Source organism: Streptomyces sp. CB02400, assembly GCF_001905725.1.
In the GTDB taxonomy this organism is placed as follows: Bacteria; Actinomycetota; Actinomycetes; order Streptomycetales; family Streptomycetaceae; genus Streptomyces; species Streptomyces atrovirens.
In genome coordinates, this window is record NZ_LIWB01000003.1 from 559,502 (window position 1) to 581,470 (window position 21,969).

Below are 21,969 nucleotides of genomic sequence, written 5' to 3' on the forward strand. Positions count from 1 at the left end.
TCCGGGCTCGCATCCCGTCGTCACCATCGACATGCAGGGACAGGCCCTGGGCGTCCAGCACGAGAGTGCCTCCAGCTTGCACCCTGGCCTTGAGGCGTTTGCTCACCACTCGGATTCCGCCCGCCTCATCGCCTCGTCGCCGACCGGCCCGACCTCGCGCTCGTCGGCCTCGACGACCTCGCGCAGCTTGGCCATGGCAAGCCACTGCTCCAGCGCCTCGGAGACGACGGCCGAGAACCCGGACTTCCCGGTCCGGACCTCGATTTCCTTCATCAATGACTGCGGCAGAGAGACGGACCGCTTACCAGCCCGCTCCGGTGTGGGGGAGGCGCCGTGAGTGCTCATACCCGGAACGTAGCGCCGCTGGTAGGAAAATTCCTCTTGCGAACTCTTGCAGGTGAGGGGAGCGGTGTGTGGTGAGGTGGAGGGGCGGTGGTCAGAGCAGGTGGTCGGCCTTGCCGGACTTGATGTCGCGGATGAGGGCCTGAAGGGCTTCGCGGGTGTCGGTGAGGTAGTGGTCCTCCTGTCCGGCGACGGCGATGTAGGCGTTGCCTCGGGGGTCGGTGCCTATGCGGAAGCAGTTGGCGCCCTCTCCGCAGAACGGTTCTTCCCAGCTGATGTCGTTCATGGTGACTCTCCTAGAGGTCGTGTGCCAGGGCGTGGATGAAGTCGCGTGAGGCGGGCGGGGCGAGCGCGAGCGCCTGCGCGGCGTCCAGCTGGGCGCGGTACTTGGCAAGTTGGACTTCGTTGTCGATGAACTCCGGGCCGTGGGTGCTGTCGAGCTCCACGGTGTCGAGACGGGGGACAGTCGCATCGGCGTAGATGACGGACTGTCCGGCTCCTGGGAAGCCACCCGCCTTGAACGGGATGACCCGCAGGGTCACGTTCTCGCGCTCAGACATGCGCAGCAGGTGCTCCAACTGCCGTCGCGCGACCGCAGGACCGCCGAACTCCATGCGGAGGGCGGCCTCGTGGAGGATCACGTCGAGTGTCGGCGGGCTCGGACGGTCCAGCACCTGGTGCCGGTCGATCCGGTGGGCGACGCGGACGTCGATGTCGTCCGACGGCAGGCGGGGGATCACGGCCTCGAAGACGGCGCGGGCGTGGTCTTCGGTCTGGAGCAGCCCCGGTAGGTGCATGGTGACGGCGATACGTAGCCGGGTGGCGTGCCACTCCATCTCGGCGATGTCCAGAAAACTGTCCCGGAGTTGTCCCCGGTACGCCTCCCACCAGCCCTTCTCGCGCCCGGCGGCCATGGCGGCGAGAGCCTCGACGAGGGCCTGGTCCGTGCAGCCGTAGTTTCCCGCGAGGGTGCGTACGCGTTCCGCGCTGATGCCGGAACGTCCGGACTCCATGTTGGGCACATTCGTGCGCGGGACGTTCAGCAGGGCGGCGGCGTGCTCCGTGGTCATCCCGGCCGCGACGCGCAACTTGCGCAACTCGGCACCGAGTCGTCGCTGACGCTCCGTCGGAGCGCTCCTCGGCGGCATTCGTCCTCCCGTTCAGCGGTGTGACGGGGACAGTCTGCCGCCGGTGTGACGGGCCGGTCCACCGGGGACTTCGGTGAAGAGTAGTACGTGTACTCCGCTATTGCTCTACAGTCGGTGATGAGCCGCTTACGGTCCGACGCCGTTGGAAGTGCATCGCGCGAGCCTGCCCACATGCTCCTTCCCTGGGAGGGGCGGGCCCGCGCCAGGGAAACAGGCCACCACTGGTCGGGGCGTCGGCGCGTCATCGAATGTCCGCAGTCAATAAGGGAGTTGCCCATGCCCGCGTCCGCAGTCGGGGCCGTCTTCGCCTGTCCCGTGTTCGCCGAGAGGGCGGACTTCGTGCCGTCCTCGCCCGACATGCTCACCTACAGCCTCACGCTGCCCGCCAAGCCGACCAGCTCGCGGATCGCACGGGTCGCGACACGGGCCGTGCTCCAGGGGCACGGGCTGGAGGTCATGGCGGACGCGGTGGTGCAGGTGGTGGGAGAACTCATTGCTTGCGCTTGCCGGTTCACGCCCGGAGGTGAGATGTACGTGTCGCTGCGGTACCGGGAGGGAGCGCTGCGGGTGGTGCTCTACGACGGGCACCGTCGGCACGAGCACCCCCGGCTGGTCGCGGCCTGCGATGCGCGGAGGCGGGCGGCGCTGCGGGTGCTGGGGTGCGTGGTGCGGGAGTGCGACGGGGAGTGGGGGTTCGGGGAGGCGCGGGAGCCCGGGGGCGGGACGCGGATGTGGGCGGTGGTGCCTTGGCGGGGGCTCGGAGGTATGCGGGGGGTGGGGTGAGGCGGGAGCTAATCCAGTAGTTCGGCGGCGTAGGCGCGGGCCTCGGAGGCTTCGGTGAGGGCGTTGGCGCGGGTGAAGGCGTCGGCGGCCTGGAGGTGGGCGGCGCGGGCCTCAGCAGGGCGGTGGGCTGTCTTGTGGGCGAGGGCCAGGTTGCTCAGGGTCTGTCCCTCGCCGTACCAGTCCCTGAACTCCCGGCAGATCTCCAGGTCCTTGCCGTACGCCTTGATCGCCTCCTCCACCCGGCCTGCCTCGCGCAGGATGATGCCGAGGTTGTGCCAGGCCCTGCCCTCGCCGTGGCGGTCTTCGGCGGCCTGGTACAGGTCACGGGCCCGGGTGTAGGCGTCGATTGCCTCCTCCTCTCGCTCCGCCTCTCGCAGGGCACTGCCGAGGTTGTCCCACGCCATGGCCTCGCCGACGCGGTCTTTGGCGGCCTGGTACAGGTTGCGGGCCCGGCGGTGGGCGCCAATTGCCTCCCCTGCCCTGCCCGCCTCCCGCAGAGCGCTGCCGAGGTTGTTCCACGCGGTGGCCTCGCCAACGCGGTGTTCGATGGCCTGATACAAGCCGATGGCACGGACGTGGGCGTCGATTGCCTCCTCCTCCCGGCCTGCTCTCTGCAGGGCGATGCCGAGGTGGTCCCATGCGATGGCCTCATCCAGCCGATACCTGGCAAGTTGCGCGGCCTCCCGCGCGGCTTTCGCGACGGCGATCCAGTCGTCGAAATACCGCCGCCAGTCCAGGTACTCCCCCAGACACTGGGCCAGCCGCACCGCCGCGCCCGCGAACCGCTCCTCCTGTCCCCACCCCACCGCCGCGACCAGACCGGATCGTTCCGCGTCCAGCCACGCCAACGCCTGCCCCCGGTCTCCGAACCGCTCCGGCACCGGCTTCCCCGGCAGCCACCGCAACCGGTCATCGGCCGCGTCCGCCCACCGCAGGTAGAACTTCAGCACCCGCTCCCGCGCCGCGTCCCCCTCCTCCCGCAACCCCGCGTCCCTCGCCACCACACCCGCCCCGAACGCCCGCACCAGGTCATGCAGCCGCCACCGCATGGCGGAAGGTGCCCCGTTGACGCGCCGAACCGGCGTGACGAGATGTCTGGCGGCTAGGTCCTCCAGCAGCAACACCACGGACTCCGGGTCGAGGTCGGCGAGAGGGGTGATCGCCTCCGTGTCGGTCTCCGTGCCTGGCGCGAGGCAGAGCAGGCGCAGCAGCCGGGCCTGCTCGGGTGGCAACCGGCGATAGGAGGTCTCCAGAACAGGCCGCAGGACGAGCGAGCGTCCGTACAGGTCGGTTCCGGGACTGCCGTGGTCGAGGACGGTGGTCGCGTCCCCGGCCTCCCGGATCTCGGCCACCAGGGAGGCGATGTCCCGGTGGCGGCGCCGACGCAACATGCCTGCCGCGATTTGGAGGGCCAGGGGCAGGTGCCCGCACAGATCAGCCAGCTCGCGCAGGGCTCCGGACTCACGCGCCGGGCGGTCGTCGCGTTCGTCGGTGTCGTGCAGGGCACGGGTCAGGAGGGCGACGGAATCGTCTGGAGCGAGTGTTTCCAGGTTGATCAAGCGTACCGGAAGGGCGTCGGGGCGGTCCCGGGAGGTGATGAGCACCCGATGGTGGTCTGTGCCGGGCAGAAGCGGCAGGTACTGGGACGGGTCCGAGGCGTTGTCCAGAATCAGCAGCATCCTGTCCCGTCGTTCGGCGAGGAGCGTGCGGTATGCGTCGTACTGGCGGTCGGCCGTCGGCGGCAGGTCCCCGTCTCGTACGCCGAGCGCGTCGAGTAGGGCCAGGACCGCCTGATCAGCCGTAACCGGGTCATCGTCGTACCCGCGTAGGTCCACGAAGAGCGTTCCGCCCGGGAACCAGCCCCGCGCACGGGCCCGGTGCGCTGCCTCCACCGCCAGCGCGGTCTTGCCGACGCCGCCCATACCCGTGACGGCGAAGATGAGGAGCGGCAGCGCAGCCGTGTCGTCCTCGTCGGGGGAGAGGTGCGGAAGCAGGCGGTCCAGGTCCTCCGATCGACCGGTGAAGCCCAGGGGCCGGGGTGGGAGGGTGGCGGTCGCTCGCGGGACCGGGCCGTGGACGGTGCCCCTATCGCTGCCCTCCGCTCTGCTTGCCGGTGACGGGGCCGCAGAAGGTGCCGCCCCGGAAGTCGATGTGGTCTCCGCCGTACGTCGCTCCGCCGTCCCCGCGCCGTTGGGGACTCTCCTCGGAGTCGGAGGAACCCTCGCGCGGCCGGTGCTTGTGCAGCACCGCCACCGTCACCGCAGCCGCCTGCTCGGCAGCGCGCTTCTGCGAACCCGAGGCGTCGGCCTTGTGCTTCTTGGCGTCGGCCCGGTCGCTGATGCCCCGGATCACCAGGGCGTTCAACTGGCCGTTCAGGTGGGCCGCGTGAGCTGCTCCGGAGCCCTCCATCTCGATCGCGCCGGCGTCGTTGTAGTTCTTGCGGAGGGAGCGGGCGATCTCGGACTTGGCGTCCGCCAGGACCACGTCGCCCGTGGCGATCGGCAGGAAGTGCGCCCGCACGTCGGGCATGTCCCGCACAGCGGAACGGGCCGCCTGTACGAGCGCGTGCGAGCCCGGCAGGGATTCCGGCCGGACCTGGAAGCCGTCCGGCGTCTGCTTGCCGCCATGGATCTCGTACACCTTCGTGCCCACGACGACGTCGCCGATCCCGACGTCGTCCTTCAGGCTGCCGGCGACACCGACGAAGAACACGGCCTCGGGACGCAGCCAGTTGATGAGCTGCGTGGTGAGAGCCGCGGCCCGCTCGGCGCCCATGCCCAGCTCGGCGAGGGCGACGTTCCAGGAGGTACCGAGTAGTTGACCCTTCTCGACTCGGGTCCCGTCACGGTGCACCAACTCCTCCCGCTCCTCGATGTGCGCGCGAACAGCGGCATATTCGAGCGGAAGTGCGGTCAGGACCAGAACAGTGGGCCGGGTCTCCTGCATAGTCATAAGTTACAACTGGGGGGAAGGGAATCGAGTGCCGGAACAGGACCTCACCGTCGGGCAGTTGCTGCTCGCCGAGTACCAGACCGTGAAGGACGAGCAGAAGGCGAGGATCGGGTTCCGGGACAACCTCCTCTACGTGACGCTGGCCGTCGTGGCCGCCGTCATCGCCGCCGCGGCCCAGGCGAAGCAGCCCTCGATGCTCCTGGCGTTGCCGCCGGTGTGCCTCGTCCTCGGCTGGACCTACCTCGTCAACGACGAGAAGATCTCGGCGATCGGCCGCTACGTCCGGGACGATCTGGGGCCCCGGCTGGCCGCCCTCGCGGCGAACGGGAGCGGCTTCACGACCTTCGGGTGGGAGGCGTACCACCGGAGCGACACCCGGCGCCGGTCCCGCAAGACGATCCAGACCGTGATCGACCTGACGGCGTTCTGCGCGGTACCGCTGGCCGCCCTGGTCGTGTTCTGGGTGAACGGCGACGGCGGCGGGCTGCTGGTCACGCTGTCGGTGCTGGAGGCGCTCGCCGTGGCGGGGCTCGGCTCGCAGGTCGTGTGGTACGCGAAGGTGGCATGAACGTACGTTCCATTCACTAGCTTTGACGCACAGTCGGGAGTTGTTGACGGGGGCGAGTACGGCGTATGGAAGCGGCACTGCTGGCGGCCTTGGTCGAGGGCGCGGGCGGGGACAGTGGACGCCGGGCGGTGGACAGGCTGGCGCGGGCGGTGGGGCTCGACGCCGGCGCGACCGCCCGGGACATCGCCGAGGCGGCACAGGACCCGGCACGGCGGGAGGTCGTACGGGAGTGGGGCGAGACGGTGGCCGACCTGCTCGCCGCCGATCCGCGGGGCGTCGCCGGTGCCGTCGCGCGGGCCATGGAACGGTCCGCGCCGGGAAGCGGGACGCCCTGGTACGACGGCGACCACACCGACTTCCGGGGCGGGGTCTTCCTGCGCGAGGTGGTCGGTGCGCAGGTCGTTGTCCAGCAGGGCGGGGCCGCCGTCCCCGAGGCGATGGCCGGTCTGCCGCCGAGGCCCGGCGGGTTCACAGGCCGGGAGCGCGAGACGGAGGAGCTGCTGCGTGCGCTGGACCCGGCCGGGACGCAGTCGGCGGCGACCCTCGTCGCCGCCGTGTCCGGTCTCGGCGGCATCGGCAAGACCGCGCTCGCCGTCGAGACCACGCACCTGGCTCGTGAACGGGGCTGGTTCCCCGGCGGTGTTCTCTTCATCGACCTGCACGGCTACGACCGGGAGCCCGTCACCGCCGACCGTGCTCTCCAAGCCCTGCTGCGCGCCCTCGGCACCCTGCCGGAACACATCCCGACCACAACGGACGAGCGGGCGGCGCTCTACCGCTCGACGCTGGCCGCTCGGGCTGACGAGCGCGGCGCGGTGCTGGTCCTGGCCGACAACGCCTCCTCGCCGGACCAGGTACGGCCCCTCCTGCCGGGCGACTCCCGGCACCACGTCCTGGTCACGTCACGCGACCGGCTGTCCCAATTGGGCGCGCGGCTCATTCCCCTGGACCAGCTCAGTCCGAGGGAGGCGTACGAACTCCTCGACCGTGCCCTGCGGATCGCCGACCCGTGCGACAGCCGGGTGGCCGACGACCCCGACACGGCCGAGCGACTCGCCGACCTCTGCGGGCACCTCCCGCTGGCCCTGCAGATCGCGGCCGCCCTGCTGGTGGAGGACCCGGGCAAGCCGGTGACCGAACTCGTGGCGGAGTTGGCCGAGTCCCGCGACCGGCTCGACCACCTCGACGACGGCGAGCGCAGCGTCCGCGCCGCCTTCGAACTCTCCTACCGCCGGCTGTTGCCCGAGCACGCGCGGCTGCTGCGCCTGCTCGCTCTCGCGCCGGGGCCCGAGGTGAGTGATGAGGTCATCGCCGCGCTGGTCGGTGCCGAGGGACCTCCGGTGCGGGCTCAGAAGGCCCTGGCCCGTGCCCACCTCGTGGAGAGGGGGAGCGAGCGCGGATGGTGGCGGTTGCACGACTTGGTGCGGGTGTTCGGGGCGGGTGTGGTGGCGGGGGACGCGGGGTCGCGGGAGGAGGGGGAGGCTGCGCGGGAGCGGGTGCTGGGGTTCTACGTGCGGTGGGCGTATGCGGCTGATGACCGGTTGCGGTGGTTGCCGGGGATGGCGGAGCCGGAGCGGTTCGGGGATCGAGGGCAGGCGTTGGCGTGGCTGGACGGTGAGCGGGCGGGTCTGGTGGCGGCGGTGGGTTGGGGGCGGGAGGAGCGGTTCGCGGGCGCGGCGGTGTGGCTGGCCACATGTCTGGGGGAGTATCTGTCCTGGCGCCGGTATTTCGATGACTGGATCGCCGTCGCGGAGGCCGCGCGGGAGGCCGCGCAGCGTGCCGGGAACCGACTGGGCGAGGCCGCCGCGTTGGACCATCTCGGCATCGCCCTGCAGAGGGCGGGCCAGGCCGAGAAGGCGATCGGCGCCCACACCCGGGCCCGCGACCTGTACCGGGCCGGGGGAGACCGTGACGGCGAGGCCGGCGCGTGGGACAACCTCGGCCTCGCCATGGGGGAGGCGGGCCGGGAGGGGGAGGCGATCGAGGCCCACAGCCGGGCCCGCGACCTGTACCGGGTCGCGGGAGACCGCCACCACGAGGGCGGGGCGTGGAACAACCTCGGCGTCGCCCTGCGGATGGCGGGTCGGGAGGGGGAGGCGATCGAGGCCCACAGCCGGGCCCGCGACCTGTACCGGGTTGCGGGAGACCGCCACCGCGAGGGCGGGGCGTGGAACAACCTCGGCAGTGCCCTGAGGGAAGTGGGCCGGGCGGGAGAGGCGATCGAGGCGTACGGCAAGTCTCTGGAGATCTTCAGGGAGTTCGAGGACTGGTACGGCGAGGGGCAGACCCTCCACAATCTGGCCATCGCTCACGAGGCAGCCCACCGCCCCGCCGAGGCCCGCACCGCCTACCTCCAGTCCGCCGACGCCTATGCCCGCGCCAACGCCCCCACCGAAGCCACCCAGTCCCGCGCCTACGCCGCCATCCTGGACACCCCCACCCCCTAACGCCCCTTCTCCACCCCCCGAACCCACCGATAAACCAACTCAGGCCGCCCTACCTGCCCATAAACCGGCGCCCGCCCGGCCCTCCCCGCCTCCACCAGATGCTCCAGATACCGCCGAGCCGTGATCCGGGAGATCCCCACCACCTCGGCGACCCCCGCCGCAGTCAGCCCCTCCTCCACCTCCCGCAGCGCCCCCGTCACCCGCTCCAGCGTCGGCCCGCTCAACCCCTTCGGCAGCGCGGCCGGCCCCGGCGCCCGCAGCACCGCCAGCGCCCTGTCCACCTCGTCCTGCCCGCTCGCCTCGCCCACCGCCGCGTGGAACTCGGCGTACCGAACCAGCCGGTCCCGCAGGGTCGCGAACGTGAACGGCTTCAGTACGTACTGCACGACCCCGAGCGACACCCCCTCCCGCACCACCGCCAGATCCCGCGCCGACGTCACCGCGATCACGTCGGCGTGGTGACCGGCCGCCCGCAGCGAGCGCGCGAGCTGGAGCCCGTGCACATCGGGCAGGTGCAGGTCGAGGAGGAGCAGGTCGACAGGCGTCCGGTCCAGGACCCGTCGTGCCTCCGCCCCACTCTGCGCCTTCCCGACGGCGACGAACCCGGGCACCCGCCCGACGTACATCACATGGGCGTCGGCGGCCACCGGGTCGTCCTCGACCACCAGCACTCTGATGGGCTCCCCGGCCACCCCGGTCATACGGCGCCTCCCGCGCTCTCCACGACAGTGGAGCCCCTCAGCGGCAGCCGCGCCTCGAACACCGCGCCGCCCTCGTCCCCGGACGTCACCGACAGCACCCCGCCGTGCCGGCCCGCCGCCTGCCGTACGAGTGCCAGCCCCAGCCCCCGCCCGCCCGGCCCGGCCGGCTTGGTCGTGAAGCCCCGCTGGAAGACCGCCTCCGTGTGGTCCGGGTCCACGCCGGGGCCGGTGTCGGAGACCCGCAGGACCAGCTCCGAGCCGTCCCCGTCCTCTTCCGTCAGTGCCGTCACCGTCACCCGCGGGTGCAGCCCGCCCTGTGCCGCGTCCACGGCGTTGTCGATCAGGTTGCCGAGGATGGTGACCAGGTCCCGGGCGGGCAGGGTGTCGGGGAGGAGGCCGTCGTCCAGGCGGCTGTCGTCCGACACCACCAGTTCCACACCCCGCTCGTTGGCCTGGGCGGTCTTGCCGAGGAGCAGCGCCGCGAGGACCGGCTCGCCCACCGCCGCCACCACCTGGTCGGTGAGGGCCTGCGCCAGCTCCAGCTCGGCGGTGGCGAAGTCGACCGCCTCCTCCGCCCGGCCCAGCTCGATCAGCGAGACCACGGTGTGCAGCCGGTTCGCCGCCTCGTGCGCCTGTGACCTGAGCGCCTGCGTGAAGCCGCGCTCGGAGTCCAGCTCGCCCATCAGCGACTGGAGCTCGGTCACGTCCCGCAGCGTCACCACCGAGCCGCGCTGCTGGCCGCCGGTGACCGGCGAGGTGTTCACCACCAGCACCCGGTCCGCCGTCAGGTGCACCTCGTCCACCCGGGGCTCGGAGGAGAGCAGCGCACCCGTCAGCGGTGTGGGCAGCCCCAGCTCCGCCACCGACCTGCCCACCACGTCCTCCTCCTGGCCCACGCCCAGCAGATCCCGGCCGCCGTCGTTGATCAGCGCCACCCTGTACTGCCCGTCCAGCATCAGCAGCCCCTCGCGCACGGCGTGCAGCGCGGCCTGATGGTAGTCGTGCATGTGGCTGAGCTCGGCCGCGTTCATGCCGTGGGTGTGCCGGCGCAGCCGCGCGTTGATGACGTACGTGCCGATCGCGCCGAGCCCGAGGGCGCCGGCCGCGACCACGAGCAGCGCCGTGAGCTGGCCCTGGGCGCGCTGGCTGATCTCCTCGACCCTTATGCCGGCGCTGACCAGGCCGGTGATCCGGTCGCCGTCCCGGATCGGGGTGACCGCCCGGACCGACGGGCCGAGGGTACCGGTGTAGGTCTCGGTGAAGGTGCGGCCCCGGAGTGCCGGACCGGTGTGGCCCTGGAAGACCAGGCCGATCTGGTCGGGGTCGGGGTGGGTCCAGCGGATGCCCCGCGGATCCATGATCGTGACGAAGTCGACGTCGGTGTCCCGCACCACCGCCAGCGCGTACGGCTGGAGCTCCGCCGACGGGTCGGACGTACGGATCGCCTCCCGCACGGACGGCGAGTCGGCGACCGAACGGGCCACCGCGGTGGCCTGGCGGCCCGCCGCCTGTTCGGCCTGGCTGCGGTCACTGACGTAGGTGAACAGCGCGTATCCGGCCACGACGACCGCGATGAGCACGGCCTGCATGGCGAAGAGCTGGCCCGCGAGGCTGCGGGGGCGGGGCAGGGGGATACGCATTCAGCCAGTCTGCCTCTCGGTTCCACGGTGAACTAAATGAACGGAAGGGTGACCGCGCTCACAAGGCACGACATAGTCACGGCATTCCCCGAAAACCCATCCCCCGGACGTGAGCCGCACGCCGGTGATGCCGACGACGTCGTCAAGGAGGGCCGCCGTGACCAGCACAGCCGCTACGGCACCTGCCGCACCCAAGGCCAAGCGGGACCGCACGCACTATCTCTACATCGCGGTGATCATCGCGGTCGCCCTCGGTATCGCCGTCGGTCTGATCGCGCCCGACTTCGCGACCGAGCTGAAGCCGCTCGGCACCGGCTTCGTGAACCTGATCAAGATGATGATCTCGCCGATCATCTTCTGCACCATCGTGCTGGGCATCGGCTCCGTGCGGAAGGCCGCCAAGGTCGGCGCGGTCGGCGGTATCGCGCTCGGCTACTTCATGGTGATGTCGGTCGTCGCGCTCGCCATCGGTCTGATCGTCGGCAACATCCTGGACCCGGGTACGGGCCTCGCGGTCACCGACGCCGTCAAGGAGACCGGTCAGGCGCAGGTCGACGCGGAGGCCAAGAGCACCGTCGACTTCCTGATGGGCATCATCCCGACCACGATCGTCTCCGCGTTCACCGCCGGCGAGGTCCTGCAGACCCTGCTGGTCGCCCTGCTCTGCGGCTTCGCCCTCCAGGCCATGGGGTCCGCCGGACAGCCCGTCCTGCGCGGCATCGAGCACATCCAGCGGCTGGTCTTCCGCGTCCTGGCGATGATCATGTGGGCGGCCCCGATCGGTGCCTTCGGCGCCATCGCCGCGGTCACCGGCTCGGCCGGCGTCGACGCGCTCAAGAGCCTGGCCGTGCTGATGCTCGGCTTCTACGTCACCTGCGTCCTGTTCATCTTCCTGGTGCTGGGCACGATGCTGCGCCTCATCGCCGGTGTGAACGTCTTCTCGCTCTTCAAGTACCTGGGCCGCGAGTTCCTGCTGATCCTCTCCACCTCCTCGTCGGAGTCGGCGCTGCCGCGCCTCATCGCGAAGATGGAGCACCTGGGAGTCAGCAAGCCGGTGGTCGGCATCACCGTCCCGACCGGCTACTCCTTCAACCTCGACGGCACCATGATCTACATGACCATGGCCTCGCTGTTCATCGCCGACGCCATGGGCACGCCGATGTCGATCGGCGAGCAGATCCCGCTGCTGCTCTTCCTGCTGGTGGCCTCCAAGGGCGCGGCCGGTGTCTCCGGTGCCGGTCTCGCCACGCTGGCCGGTGGCCTCCAGTCGCACAAGCCGGCCCTGGTGGACGGCATCGGCCTCATCGTCGGCATCGACCGCTTCATGAGCGAGGCCCGCGCCCTCACCAACTTCGCGGGCAACGCCGTCGCCACCGTCCTGATCGGCACCTGGACCAAGGAGATCGACCGGGCCCGGGTGGACGAGGTCCTGGCCGGCCGCGCCCCCTTCGACGAGAAGACGCTGCTGGACGACGACCACGGCACCGGCGGCGACGCCGACGAGCCCCGCGCCGAGCTGCCCGAGCCGGGCGGCGAGAAGGAGCTGGCCAAGGCCTGACGGCCACCGGCGCAGCACACAGCACACCCCACAGACCCGGGCGGCTGGGACACTCCCCCGTTGCTCAGCCGCCCGGTCGCTGGAGGCCCGCCGCCCGTATCCGGGCCTCCACAGCCGCCGAGCGGCCAGGCTCCGCCCCCGTGAGCCCGGCCGCTCGGCTTCTTCCGTTCCGCCCGACCCGTACGGCCCCGCCCGTCCCGTACGTCCTTGCCTTGACGCCGACGTCAAGGCTTACGTTCGTCCGTATGCGAATCGGCGAGCTGGCCGCACGGGCCGGGACCACCACGCGGACGCTGCGGTACTACGAGTCACGCGGGCTGCTGTCCGCGCGGCGTACCGGCAACGGATACCGGACCTACGACGAGAGCGATCTGAAGCTGCTGCGGCAGATCCGCACGCTCCAGGACTTCGGGTTCGACCTGGAGGAGACCCGGCCCTTCGTGGAGTGTCTGCGGGCCGGGCACCCCGAGGGCGACTCGTGCCCCGCCTCGCTCCAGGTCTACCGGCGCAAGCTGGACGAGCTCGACGCCCTGATCGGCGAGCTGCGTGCGGTACGGGCGAAGGTCGGCGAGCAGCTCGCGCGGGCGGAGTCGGCACGGGACGGGCTGGCCGCCGACGCGGCGGCTCCGGGCGGTCCGGAGCCGGTGTGCGAACTGGGAGGGGAACCAAGGTGAGCAAGGCGAGTGGTGTGCCCGAGGTGACCGACGCGGACTTCGAGGAAGAGGTGATCGGGGCGGAGCTGCCGGTGCTGGTGGAGTTCACCGCCGACTGGTGCCCGCCGTGCCGGCAGATGGCGCCGGTGCTGAGCGCGCTGGCCGCCGAGGAGGACGGCCGGCTGAAGGTCGTCCAGCTGAATGTGGACGCCAATCCCGGTACGACCAACGCCTACAAGGTGCTGTCGATGCCGACCTTCATGGTGTTCCGCGACGGGGAGCCGCTGCGGTCGATGGTGGGGGCCAGGCCCAAGCGGCGGCTCCTGGAGGAGCTGGCGGACGTGCTCTGACCTGGTACGACGGCCTGGGATGACCTGGTACGCGGCACAAGAAAACCCCCGGGCAATTGCGCCCGGGGGTTTTCTTTGCGTATATTCATTGATTCGCGACTTCGTTTTCGTGGAAGCCGCAGTGAAGTTCAGTGACCACAGTGTATCCGGGCGGGAGCGGAATTGTCAAACACCGAATTTCCGGACGAGGAATTGCGGCAGGAACAGCAATTCATCGACGGACTGTACGCACGCGTGGACGTCCTGCGCGGCGACGCCGAGGTGTCCGTCACGGAGGCGCTCGCCCAGGGCCACACCCCCCGGCAGGCCCGGCTGGAGCGGGACATCCTGGTCGCCGAGCGCTCCGGGCTGCTCGCCGCGCTGAACGCCGTGGACGGCTCCCTCTGCTTCGGCCGCATCGACCTCGCCTCCGGCGACACCCACCACATCGGCCGGATCGGCCTGCGCGCCGACGACGCCGAACGCACGCCCGTCCTCATCGACTGGCGCGCCGACGTCGCCCGCCCGTTCTACCTGGCCACCGGCCACACCACGATGGGGCTCAGGCGCCGCCGGCACATCTCCACCGAGGGCCGCCGGGTCACCGCCCTGCACGACGAGGTCCTCGACCTCGGCGACGACACCCGTACCGGCCACGAGGACCCGACCGGCGACGCCGTCCTGCTCGCCGCGCTCAACTCCGCGCGCACCGGCCGCATGGGCGACATCGTGCGCACCATCCAGGCCGACCAGGACCGCATCATCCGCGCCCCGCACCGCGGGGTCATGGTCGTCGAGGGCGGCCCCGGCACCGGCAAGACCGCCGTCGCCCTGCACCGCGCCGCCTACCTGCTCTACGAGCACCGTGAGCTGCTGGCCCGCCGCGCCGTCCTGATCGTCGGCCCCAACCCGGCGTTCCTCGGCTACATCGGCGAGGTGCTGCCCAGCCTCGGCGAGACCGGTGTGCTGCTCGCGACCGTCGGCGAGCTGTTCCCCGGCGTGAAGACCACCCGGACCGACACTCCCGAGGCCGCCGCCGTCAAGGGCCGCGCGGAGATGGCCGGCGTCCTCGCCGACGTCGTGCGCGACCGGCAGGCGCTGCCCGACCCGGTGATCGCGATCGAGCACGACCGCGAGGTCCTCATGCTCGACGACGGCCTGGTGAACGTCGCCCGTGAACGCACCCGCGCCGCGAAACTGCCGCACAACGTGGCCCGCGAGCACTTCGAGGGCCACATCCTCAACGCGCTCACCGACATGGTCGCCGAACGCATCGGCACCGACCCCTACGACGGCTCCAACCTGCTCGACCCCAGCGACATCACCCAGATCCGCGACGAACTCGCCGAGAACCCCGAGGTCTGGTCCGCGATCGACCGGCTCTGGCCCCGGATCACCCCGCAGCGCCTGGTCGCCGACTTCCTCGCCGCACCCGAGGGCCACCTCCCCGACGAGGACGCCGCCGCGATCCGCCGCCCGGTCACCCGGCACTGGACCGTCTCCGACGTGCCCCTGCTCGACGAGGCCGCCGAACTCCTCGGCGAGGACGACCGCCTCGAACGCGAGCGCGCCGAACGCGAACGGCAGACCCAGATCGCCTTCGCACAGGGCGTGCTGGACGTCTCGTACGCCTCCCGGACCTACGAGTTCGAGGACAAGGAGGACGACGACCCGGACTCCTCCGAGGTGCTGTCCGCGCACGACATCATCGACGCCGAACGCTTCGCCGAACGGCACGAGGAGGACGACCACCGCAGCGCCGCCGAACGCGCCGCCGCCGACCGCACCTGGGCGTTCGGGCACATCATCGTCGACGAGGCGCAGGAGCTGTCCCCGATGGCGTGGCGGCTGCTGATGCGGCGCAGCCCCACCCGCTCGATGACCCTGGTCGGCGACCCGGCACAGACCTCCGAGGCGGGCGGTGTCGGCTCCTGGGCGGACATCCTCACCCCGTTCGTCGAGGACCGCTGGGAGCACACCCGGCTCGGCGTCAACTACCGCACCCCCGCCGAGATCATGGACGTCGCCGCGGCCGTGGTGCGCGCCGAGCACCCCGGTTTCGAGCCGCCCGGCTCGGTCCGCTCCACGGGCGTACGGCCCTGGGCCCGCGCCACCGACGACCTGCCCGGCGCGGTCGCCAAGGCCGTCGCGGAACTCACCCCCGACGAGGGCCGCCTCGCGGTCATCGCCCCGCGCGAGCTGCACCGCGCCCTGGCCGCCCGCCTCGACGGGGTGACGGCGGGCGCCGAGCCCGACCTGGCGCACGCCGTCGTGCTGCTCGACCCGCGCCAGGCCAAGGGGCTGGAGTTCGACTCCGTCCTCGTGGTCGAACCGGGCCGCTACGGCACCAGCGACCTGTACGTGGCCCTCACCCGCGCCACCCAGCGGCTCGGCGTCCTGCACACCGAGCCGCTGCCGAAGCCGCTGGCCGAGGCCATGAACTGAGCGGAAGAGCTCAGGCCGGACGCAGCCACACCGTCGCCAGGGGCGGCAGGGTCAGCCGGATGCTCGCCGGGAACCCGTGCCGTCCCTGCGGCTCCGGCTTGACCGGGTCGGGGCGGGTGACGTCACCGCCGCCGTAGCGGCCGGCGTCGGTGTTCACCACCTCGTGCCAGGCGGGCACGTCGTCGGGGACGCCGATCCGGTAGTCCTGCCGGACCACGGGCGCGAAGTGGGACACCGCGAGCAGCGGGGAGCCGTCGGAGTCGTACCGCAGGAACGCGAACACGTTGTCCTCGGCAGCGTCCCCGGTCACCCACCGGAAACCGGACGGCTCGGTGTCGCCCCGCCACAGCGCCGGGGTGCGCCCGTACACGGTGTTGAGGTCACGCACCAGATCGCGCACCCCGCGATGGTCGGCCTCCGCGCCGTAGTTCGGGTCGAGGAGCCACCAGTCCGGGCCGTGCGCCTCCGACCACTCCGCTCCCTGCGCGAACTCCTGCCCCATGAAGAGGAGCTGCTTGCCCGGATGGGCCCACATGAAGCCCAGGTAGGCCCGCAGGTTGGCGCGCTGCTGCCACCAGTCGCCGGGCATCTTCGACACCAGGGAACGCTTGCCGTGCACCACCTCGTCGTGGGAGATCGGCAGCACGTAGTTCTCGCTGTAGGCGTACACCATCGAGAACGTCATCTCGCCGTGGTGGTAGCGGCGGTGGACCGGCTCGTGGCTCATGTACTGGAGCGAGTCGTGCATCCAGCCCATGTTCCACTTCAGCCCGAACCCGAGCCCGCCGAAGCCGCTCGGCCCCTTGTGGTGGGTGGCCCGGGTGACGCCGTCCCAGGCCGTGGACTCCTCCGCGATCGTCACGACCCCCGGCACCCTGCGGTACACGGTCGCGTTCATCTCCTGGAGGAACGCCACCGCGTCCAGGTTCTCCCGGCCGCCGTGCTCGTTCGGCGTCCACTGGCCCGGCTCGCGCGAGTAGTCGAGGTAGAGCATCGAGGCGACCGCGTCCACGCGCAGCCCGTCGATGTGGAACTCCTCGCACCAGTAAAGGGCGTTGGCGACGAGGAAGTTGCGCACCTCGCGCCGCCCGAAGTCGAACTCCAGGGTGCCCCAGTCGGGATGGGCGGCCCGCAGCGGATCCTCGTGCTCGTACAGCGGCCGCCCGTCGAACTCCGCCAGCGCCCACTCGTCGCGCGGGAAGTGCGCCGGCACCCAGTCCATCAGCACCCCGATCCCGGCCCGGTGCAGGGCGTCGACCAGGTACCGGAAGTCGTCCGGGGTGCCGAGGCGGGCCGTGGGCGCGTAGAACCCGGTGACCTGGTAACCCCACGAGCCGCCGAAGGGGTGCTCGGCGACCGGCATCAGCTCCACGTGGGTGAAGCCGAGGTCCTTGACGTACGCGGGGAGCTGCTCGGCGAGCTGCCGGTACGTCAGTCCCGGCCGCCAGGACGGCAGGTGCACCTCGTAGACGGAGAACGGCGCCCGGTGCGCGGGCACGGCCGCCCGGCGCTCCAGCCATTCCGCGTCGCCCCACTCGTACGCCGACGACGTGACGATCGACGACGTGGCCGGCGGGACCTCCGTACGGCGGGCCAGCGGGTCGGCGCGCAGGGTCTTCGAACCGTCGGGGCGAGTGATCTCGAACTTGTACAGCTCGCCCTCGCCGATCCCCGGCACGAACAGCTCCCACACCCCCGTCGAGCCCAGCGACCGCATGGGGAAGCCGGTGCCGTCCCAGAAGTTGAAGGTGCCGGACACCCGCACCCCGCGCGCGTTCGGCGCCCACACCGTGAAGCGGGTACCGGTGACGCCCTGGTGGGTCATGGGGTGCGCGCCGAGGACCGTCCACAGCTCCTCGTGCCGGCCCTCGCCGATCAGATGCAGGTCGAGCTCGCCGAGCGTGGGCAGGAAGCGGTACGCGTCCTCCGTCTCCTGCACCGTCCCCTCGTACGTCACGAGCAGCCGGTACGCCGGGACCTCGCCCAGCGGCAGCAGTCCCGAGAAGAAGCCGTCACCGTCGTCGTGCAGCTCGACGGTGAGGCCCCCGGAGACGACGGTCACCGCGAGGGCGTACGGCCGGAACGCCCGGAAGACGACCCCGCCGGGCACCGGATGCGCGCCGAGCACGGAGTGCGGGGCGTGATGCGTCCCGCTCAGCAGCCGCTCCCGGTCGGCGGCGTCCACGGCGGGGGAGACGGCGATCTCCATCTCGGGCGGGGCGGGCTGTGCGGCGGGGGTGGCCTTCAACGCCGTCTTCTTCGCCGCGGCCTTCTTGGCGGGGGTCTTCTCGGCGGGGGTCTTCTCGGCCACGGCCCTCTTCGTCACGGCCTTCTTCGCCGGGCTCTTGGCAGCAGCAGCCTTCTTCACCGCGGCCTTCTTCACCGCGGCCTTCTTCACCGCCGCTTTCTCGGTCGCCGCCTTCTTGGCCGTGGCCTTCGCCGCCGCGGCGGTCTTCTTCGCAGCGGTCTTCTTCCCGGCGGTCTTCTTCGCGGTGGCCTTCTTCACCGGCTCGGCTGCCGCGGGCTGGCGCTCGGCCGGCTGTTCCGGATGCGAACCGCTGGACTCGGGGCGGGGGGTCACGGGCGAGGCCTCCTGGACGCGGGTCGGATGGGTCAGATCAGGTCGGACGAGGCGAGCCGGTGCACGGCGGCCAGCGGTACGGGCAGCCACTCAGGACGGTGCCGGGCCTCGTAGACCACTTCGTAGACCGCCTTGTCGGTCTCGTACGCGCGCAGCAGCACCGGATCGGTGCGCGGATCCCGGCCGGCCGCCTCCGCGTAGCCGGAGCAGTACGCCGCCCGGCACCGCACGGCCCAGTCCGGCTGCGGCGGGTCCACCGAACGCGCCGCGTAGTCGAAGGACCGCAGCATGCCGGCCACGTCCCGCACCGCCGGCTGCGGCATCCGGCGCTCGGCCAGCGGACGGGCCGGCTCCCCCTCGAAGTCGATCAGCGACCACTCCCCGGTCGGGGAGCGCAGGCACTGCCCGAGGTGCAGATCGCCGTGCACCCGCTGGGCGGTCCAGACGTGCCCCTCGACGGCCAGACCGTCCAGCGCCGTGAACGCCGAGCGCAGCCCGTCCGCGTACGGCCGCAGCGCGGGCACCGCGTGCACGGCAGCCTCCAGCCGCTCGGTCATGCCGGCGACCAGGGAACGGAGCTGGGCGTGCCCCAGCGTGACCGTGGGCAGCGCGCGGGCCAGCGCGGTGTGCACCTCGGCGGTGGCCCGCCCGAGGGCCCGTGACTCGGCGACGAAGTCCTCCCCCTTGGCCAGCTCCCGCAGCGCCAGCTCCCAGCCGTCCGTCGCACCCTGCACGAACGGCTGGAGCACCCCCAGGACGTACGGCTCGGCCGGGGGCGGCGGGCCGGGCGCCTCATCGGGCTCCGCGACCAGCCAGGCCGTCGGCGGGGGCACCCGGGGGCAGCCCACGCGGGCCAGCGCCAGCGGCAGCTCCAGATCGGGGTTGATCCCGGGCACGATCCGGCGCAACAGCTTCAGGATGAACGTATCTCCGTAGACGACCGAAGAGTTCGACTGCTCGGCGGTCACCAGGCGCGGCACCAGACCGGACCGGATCTCCTGGCGCGGGTCCCGATCGAAGCGAAGCCCGCCGATCCGGGCCTGGGTGCGCAGCGCCTCCAGGAGCAGTTCGGCGGGCCGGGTGTCGTGCAGGGCCTCGTAGACCGTCCGTCCGGCCAGCGGGCCCCGCGTCACATGGCCGATCAGCGCGGGCGCGAGCCGGGGCGGCAACGCCTCGCGCACGCCTATGAGCAGCTGGTAGCAGTCGCCGGGCTGCTCGGGGCCGTCGTGGCCCGGCTGGAGCGGCTGGTGCGCGCGTACGAGCAGGTGGTACAGGCCCAGCTTGGCCGTGGGCGGCAGCAGCTCGGTGGCCGCGACCAGGGAGAACCCGGTGACGGGGCGGCCCTTGCCAGCGAACCAGCGCTGCCGCGGCAGCCATTCCCTCAGCAGTGGATCCAGTGACGCAAGGAGGCCGGGCGGGGTCGTGACGGTGCGTGTGACGGCTTCCGACATGGCGTCGCGTCCTTTCCCCTCTTTCGGCGCGCCCACGGGGGCGCCGCCGGTGGGCGGGGTGTTACTCATGCGTGCCCCGGGCGGAGCGGCGGAAACCGCGCCGCCCCGGGTTCTACGCGGCGTCCTTGCGGAGCCGGAACCAGTAGAAGCCGTGGCCCCCGAGGGTCAGGAGATACGGCAGTTCGCCGACGGCGGGGAAACGCACCCCGCCGAACAGCTCGACCGGGTGCCGTCCTCCGAAGGCGCTGAGATCGAGCTCGGTGGGCTGTGCGAAGCGTGAGAAGTTGTTCACGCAGAGCACCAGGTCGTCCTCGTACTCGCGAAGGAAGGCGAGGACGGCCGGGTTGGAGGACGGCAGCTCGGTGTACGAGCCGAGGCCGAACGCCGGGTTCTGCTTGCGGATCTCGATCATCCGGCGGGTCCAGTGCAGCAGCGAGGAGGGGGAGGCCATGGAGGCCTCGACGTTGGTGACCTGGTAGCCGTAGACCGGGTCCATGATGGTCGGCAGGAACAGCCGGCCGGGGTCGGAGGACGAGAATCCGGCGTTCCGGTCCGGGGTCCACTGCATCGGCGTGCGGACGGCGTCGCGGTCGCCGAGCCAGATGTTGTCGCCCATGCCGATCTCGTCGCCGTAGTAGATGATCGGCGAACCGGGGAGCGACAGCAGCAGGGCGGTGAAGAGTTCGATCTGGTTGCGGTCGTTGTCCAGCAGCGGGGCGAGCCGGCGGCGGATGCCGATGTTGGCGCGCATGCGGGGGTCCTTGGCGTACTCCGCCCACATGTAGTCGCGTTCCTCGTCGGTGACCATCTCCAGGGTCAGCTCGTCGTGGTTGCGCAGGAAGATGCCCCACTGGCAGCCGGACGGGATGGCCGGGGTCTTGGCGAGGATCTCGGAGACGGGGTAGCGGGACTCGCGGCGGACGGCCATGAAGATGCGGGGCATGACCGGGAAGTGGAAGGCCATGTGGCACTCGTCGCCCCCGGCGGCGTAGTCGCCGAAGTAGTCGACGACGTCCTCCGGCCACTGGTTGGCCTCCGCCAGCAGCACCGTGTCCGGGTACTGGGTGTCGATCTCCTTGCGCACCCGCTTCAGGAAGGCGTGGGTCTCCGGGAGGTTCTCGCAGTTCGTCCCCTCCTGCTGGTACAGGTACGGCACCGCGTCGAGGCGGAAGCCGTCGATCCCCAGGTCCAGCCAGAACTTCAGCGCGGAGATCATCTCCTCCTGGACCGCCGGGTTCTCGTAGTTGAGGTCCGGCTGGTGGGAGAAGAAGCGGTGCCAGTAGTACTGCTTGCGCACCGGGTCGTACGTCCAGTTGGAGGCCTCGGTGTCGACGAAGATGATCCGGGCGTCCTGGAACTGCTTGTCGTCGTCCGCCCACACGTAGTAGTCGCCGTACGGTCCGTCGGGGTCCTTGCGCGACTCCTGGAACCACGGGTGCTGGTCGCTGGTGTGGTTCATGACGAAGTCGATGATCACGCGCATCCCGCGCTGGTGGGCGGCGTCGACGAACTCCACGAAGTCGGCGAGGTCACCGAAGTCGGGGAGGACGGCGGTGTAGTCGGCCACGTCGTAACCGCCGTCGCGCAGCGGCGACTTGAAGAAGGGCGGCAGCCAGAGGCAGTCGACGCCCAGCCATTGCAGGTAGTCCAGTTTGGCGGTCAGGCCCTTCAGGTCGCCGATGCCGTCACCGTTGCTGTCCTGGAAGGAGCGGACCAGGACCTCGTAGAAGACGGCTCGCTTGAACCAGTCCGGGTCCCGGTCCTTGGCGGGGGTGTCCTCGAAGGTGTCCGGGACGGGTTCGTTGACGATCATGCTGTGGGTGACCCTCCGATCGACGGGCTGGACGGTCGCAGGACACGGCTGTGCTCACCCGGCGGCTCACTCCCGGATGCCCGGCCGACGACGAGCACATGCGCTCCCCCCGGCTCCAGGCGCACATAGTTGGCCCTGCCCCATTGATAGGTCTCGCCGGTGAGCTCGTCGCGCACCGGTACCGACTCGTGCCAGTCCAGGCCGAGTTGCGGCATGTCCAACGAGACCGTGGCCTCCTGGGTGTGGTGGGGGTCGAGGTTGGCGACCACCAGAACCGTGTTCGAACCCCGCCGCTTCGAGTACGCGATGACCTCCTCCTTGTCGGCGTGGTGGAAGTGGAGGTCGCGCAGTTGCCGCAGGGCCGGGTTCTCGCGCCGGATGGTGTTGAGCCGGGTGATGAGGGGGGTGATGGTGCGGCCCTCGCGTTCGGCGGTCTCCCAGTCGCGGTGCCTGAGCTGGTACTTCTCGCTGTCGAGGTATTCCTCGCCGCCGTCGCGCAGGGGGGTGTTCTCGCAGAGTTCGTAGCCGCTGTAGATGCCCCAGGTGGGGGAGAGGGTG

At 71.2% G+C, this 21,969-nt stretch carries 17 protein-coding genes and 1 pseudogene; 7 read left to right on the forward strand and 11 right to left on the reverse strand.

What is annotated here, in order from left to right:
• Positions 1–102 precede the first annotated feature (102 nt).
• The 3 genes from AMK33_RS10730 to AMK33_RS10740 form a co-directional block, all read right to left on the reverse strand.
• Positions 103–345, reverse strand: a complete 243-nt coding sequence (locus tag AMK33_RS10730; RefSeq protein WP_073932549.1) for a hypothetical protein — start codon at positions 343–345, stop codon at positions 103–105.
• A gap of 91 nt (positions 346–436) precedes the next feature.
• The gene (locus tag AMK33_RS10735; protein ID WP_073932550.1) at positions 437–628 is read right to left on the reverse strand and encodes a hypothetical protein; all 192 of its coding nucleotides are present in this window, start codon (positions 626–628) and stop codon (positions 437–439) included.
• A gap of 10 nt (positions 629–638) precedes the next feature.
• Entirely contained in the window at positions 639–1,439 is an 801-nt protein-coding gene (locus AMK33_RS10740; RefSeq protein ID WP_327379013.1) for a helix-turn-helix domain-containing protein, read from the reverse strand.
• Positions 1,440–1,766: 327 nt separating this feature from the next.
• Between AMK33_RS10740 and AMK33_RS10745 the strand changes: the two genes are divergently transcribed.
• Positions 1,767–2,273 (forward strand): hypothetical protein, encoded by a 507-nt coding sequence (locus AMK33_RS10745; RefSeq protein ID WP_073932552.1) that lies wholly within the window; start codon positions 1,767–1,769, stop codon positions 2,271–2,273.
• An 8-nt stretch (positions 2,274–2,281) separates the two neighbouring features.
• Here the strand turns inward: AMK33_RS10745 and AMK33_RS10750 are convergent, their stop codons facing one another.
• Entirely contained in the window at positions 2,282–4,225 is a 1,944-nt protein-coding gene (locus AMK33_RS10750; RefSeq protein ID WP_235618041.1) for a tetratricopeptide repeat protein, read from the reverse strand.
• A gap of 133 nt (positions 4,226–4,358) precedes the next feature.
• A complete protein-coding gene (locus AMK33_RS10755) occupies positions 4,359–5,219 on the reverse strand; it encodes a 5'-methylthioadenosine/S-adenosylhomocysteine nucleosidase family protein (protein WP_073932554.1) in 861 nt (286 codons plus the stop codon).
• A 34-nt stretch (positions 5,220–5,253) separates the two neighbouring features.
• On the opposite strand from AMK33_RS10755, the gene AMK33_RS10760 reads away from it, so the two are divergent.
• Together AMK33_RS10760 and AMK33_RS10765 are read left to right on the forward strand one after the other, a co-directional pair.
• Positions 5,254–5,793: a hypothetical protein gene (locus tag AMK33_RS10760; RefSeq protein ID WP_073932555.1), complete on the forward strand. Its 540-nt coding sequence runs from the start codon at positions 5,254–5,256 to the stop codon at positions 5,791–5,793.
• A 65-nt stretch (positions 5,794–5,858) separates the two neighbouring features.
• Complete coding sequence (locus tag AMK33_RS10765; protein ID WP_079194812.1) at positions 5,859–8,240, forward strand: tetratricopeptide repeat protein; 2,382 nt, start codon at positions 5,859–5,861, stop codon at positions 8,238–8,240.
• Here the strand turns inward: AMK33_RS10765 and AMK33_RS10770 are convergent.
• Positions 8,237–8,941, reverse strand: a complete 705-nt coding sequence (locus AMK33_RS10770) for a response regulator (RefSeq protein ID WP_073932556.1) — start codon at positions 8,939–8,941, stop codon at positions 8,237–8,239. The genes AMK33_RS10765 and AMK33_RS10770 overlap by 4 nt on opposite strands.
• A complete protein-coding gene (locus AMK33_RS10775; protein WP_073932557.1) occupies positions 8,938–10,581 on the reverse strand; it encodes a sensor histidine kinase in 1,644 nt (547 codons plus the stop codon). Before AMK33_RS10775 ends, AMK33_RS10770 begins: the two co-directional genes overlap by 4 nt.
• Positions 10,582–10,738: 157 nt before the next feature.
• Here AMK33_RS10775 and AMK33_RS10780 point away from each other — a divergent pair, with 157 nt between their 5' ends.
• The 4 genes from AMK33_RS10780 (at position 10,739) to AMK33_RS10795 (ending at position 15,566) form a co-directional block, all read left to right on the forward strand.
• The gene (locus tag AMK33_RS10780) at positions 10,739–12,139 is read left to right on the forward strand and encodes a cation:dicarboxylate symporter family transporter (protein WP_073932558.1); all 1,401 of its coding nucleotides are present in this window, start codon (positions 10,739–10,741) and stop codon (positions 12,137–12,139) included.
• Between the two features lie 245 nt (positions 12,140–12,384).
• Positions 12,385–12,813, forward strand: a complete 429-nt coding sequence (locus AMK33_RS10785) for a MerR family transcriptional regulator (RefSeq protein ID WP_073932559.1) — start codon at positions 12,385–12,387, stop codon at positions 12,811–12,813.
• Between the two features lie 14 nt (positions 12,814–12,827).
• Positions 12,828–13,142 carry a thioredoxin family protein gene (locus AMK33_RS10790; protein WP_073932560.1) on the forward strand — a complete coding sequence of 105 codons (315 nt, stop codon included), beginning with the start codon at positions 12,828–12,830 and terminating at the stop codon, positions 13,140–13,142.
• A gap of 192 nt (positions 13,143–13,334) precedes the next feature.
• Positions 13,335–15,566 carry a HelD family protein gene (locus AMK33_RS10795; RefSeq protein ID WP_201263012.1) on the forward strand — a complete coding sequence of 744 codons (2,232 nt, stop codon included), beginning with the start codon at positions 13,335–13,337 and terminating at the stop codon, positions 15,564–15,566.
• Positions 15,567–15,576: 10 nt separating this feature from the next.
• Here AMK33_RS10795 and glgB read toward each other — a convergent pair whose 3' ends face one another.
• From glgB to AMK33_RS10815, 4 genes and pseudogenes are all read right to left on the reverse strand, one after another.
• Positions 15,577–18,147, reverse strand: a complete 2,571-nt coding sequence (gene glgB, locus AMK33_RS10800; protein WP_073932562.1) for a 1,4-alpha-glucan branching enzyme — start codon at positions 18,145–18,147, stop codon at positions 15,577–15,579.
• A gap of 32 nt (positions 18,148–18,179) precedes the next feature.
• Positions 18,180–19,598: a maltokinase N-terminal cap-like domain-containing protein gene (locus AMK33_RS10805; RefSeq protein ID WP_073932563.1), complete on the reverse strand. Its 1,419-nt coding sequence runs from the start codon at positions 19,596–19,598 to the stop codon at positions 18,180–18,182.
• Positions 19,599–19,710: 112 nt separating this feature from the next.
• Entirely contained in the window at positions 19,711–21,411 is a 1,701-nt protein-coding gene (treS, locus tag AMK33_RS10810; protein ID WP_073932564.1) for a maltose alpha-D-glucosyltransferase, read from the reverse strand.
• Positions 21,408–21,969: pseudogene (locus tag AMK33_RS10815) on the reverse strand (alpha-1,4-glucan--maltose-1-phosphate maltosyltransferase); the annotation flags it as partial. The gene treS and the pseudogene AMK33_RS10815, both read right to left, overlap by 4 nt.

Bases quoted from the DNA above. Each gene is read 5' to 3' on its own strand.
- AMK33_RS10785 (WP_073932559.1), top strand. From the start codon at position 12,385: ATGCGAATCGGCGAGCTGGCCGCACGGGCCGGGACCACCACGCGGACG.
- AMK33_RS10805 (WP_073932563.1), bottom strand. From the start codon at position 19,598: ATGTCGGAAGCCGTCACACGCACCGTCACGACCCCGCCCGGCCTCCTT.
- AMK33_RS10745 (WP_073932552.1), top strand. From the start codon at position 1,767: ATGCCCGCGTCCGCAGTCGGGGCCGTCTTCGCCTGTCCCGTGTTCGCC.
- AMK33_RS10730 (WP_073932549.1), bottom strand. From the start codon at position 345: ATGAGCACTCACGGCGCCTCCCCCACACCGGAGCGGGCTGGTAAGCGG.
- AMK33_RS10755 (WP_073932554.1), bottom strand. From the start codon at position 5,219: ATGCAGGAGACCCGGCCCACTGTTCTGGTCCTGACCGCACTTCCGCTC.
- AMK33_RS10735 (WP_073932550.1), bottom strand. From the start codon at position 628: ATGAACGACATCAGCTGGGAAGAACCGTTCTGCGGAGAGGGCGCCAAC.
- AMK33_RS10770 (WP_073932556.1), bottom strand. From the start codon at position 8,941: ATGACCGGGGTGGCCGGGGAGCCCATCAGAGTGCTGGTGGTCGAGGAC.
- AMK33_RS10775 (WP_073932557.1), bottom strand. From the start codon at position 10,581: ATGCGTATCCCCCTGCCCCGCCCCCGCAGCCTCGCGGGCCAGCTCTTC.
- treS (WP_073932564.1), bottom strand. From the start codon at position 21,411: ATGATCGTCAACGAACCCGTCCCGGACACCTTCGAGGACACCCCCGCC.
- AMK33_RS10765 (WP_079194812.1), top strand. From the start codon at position 5,859: ATGGAAGCGGCACTGCTGGCGGCCTTGGTCGAGGGCGCGGGCGGGGAC.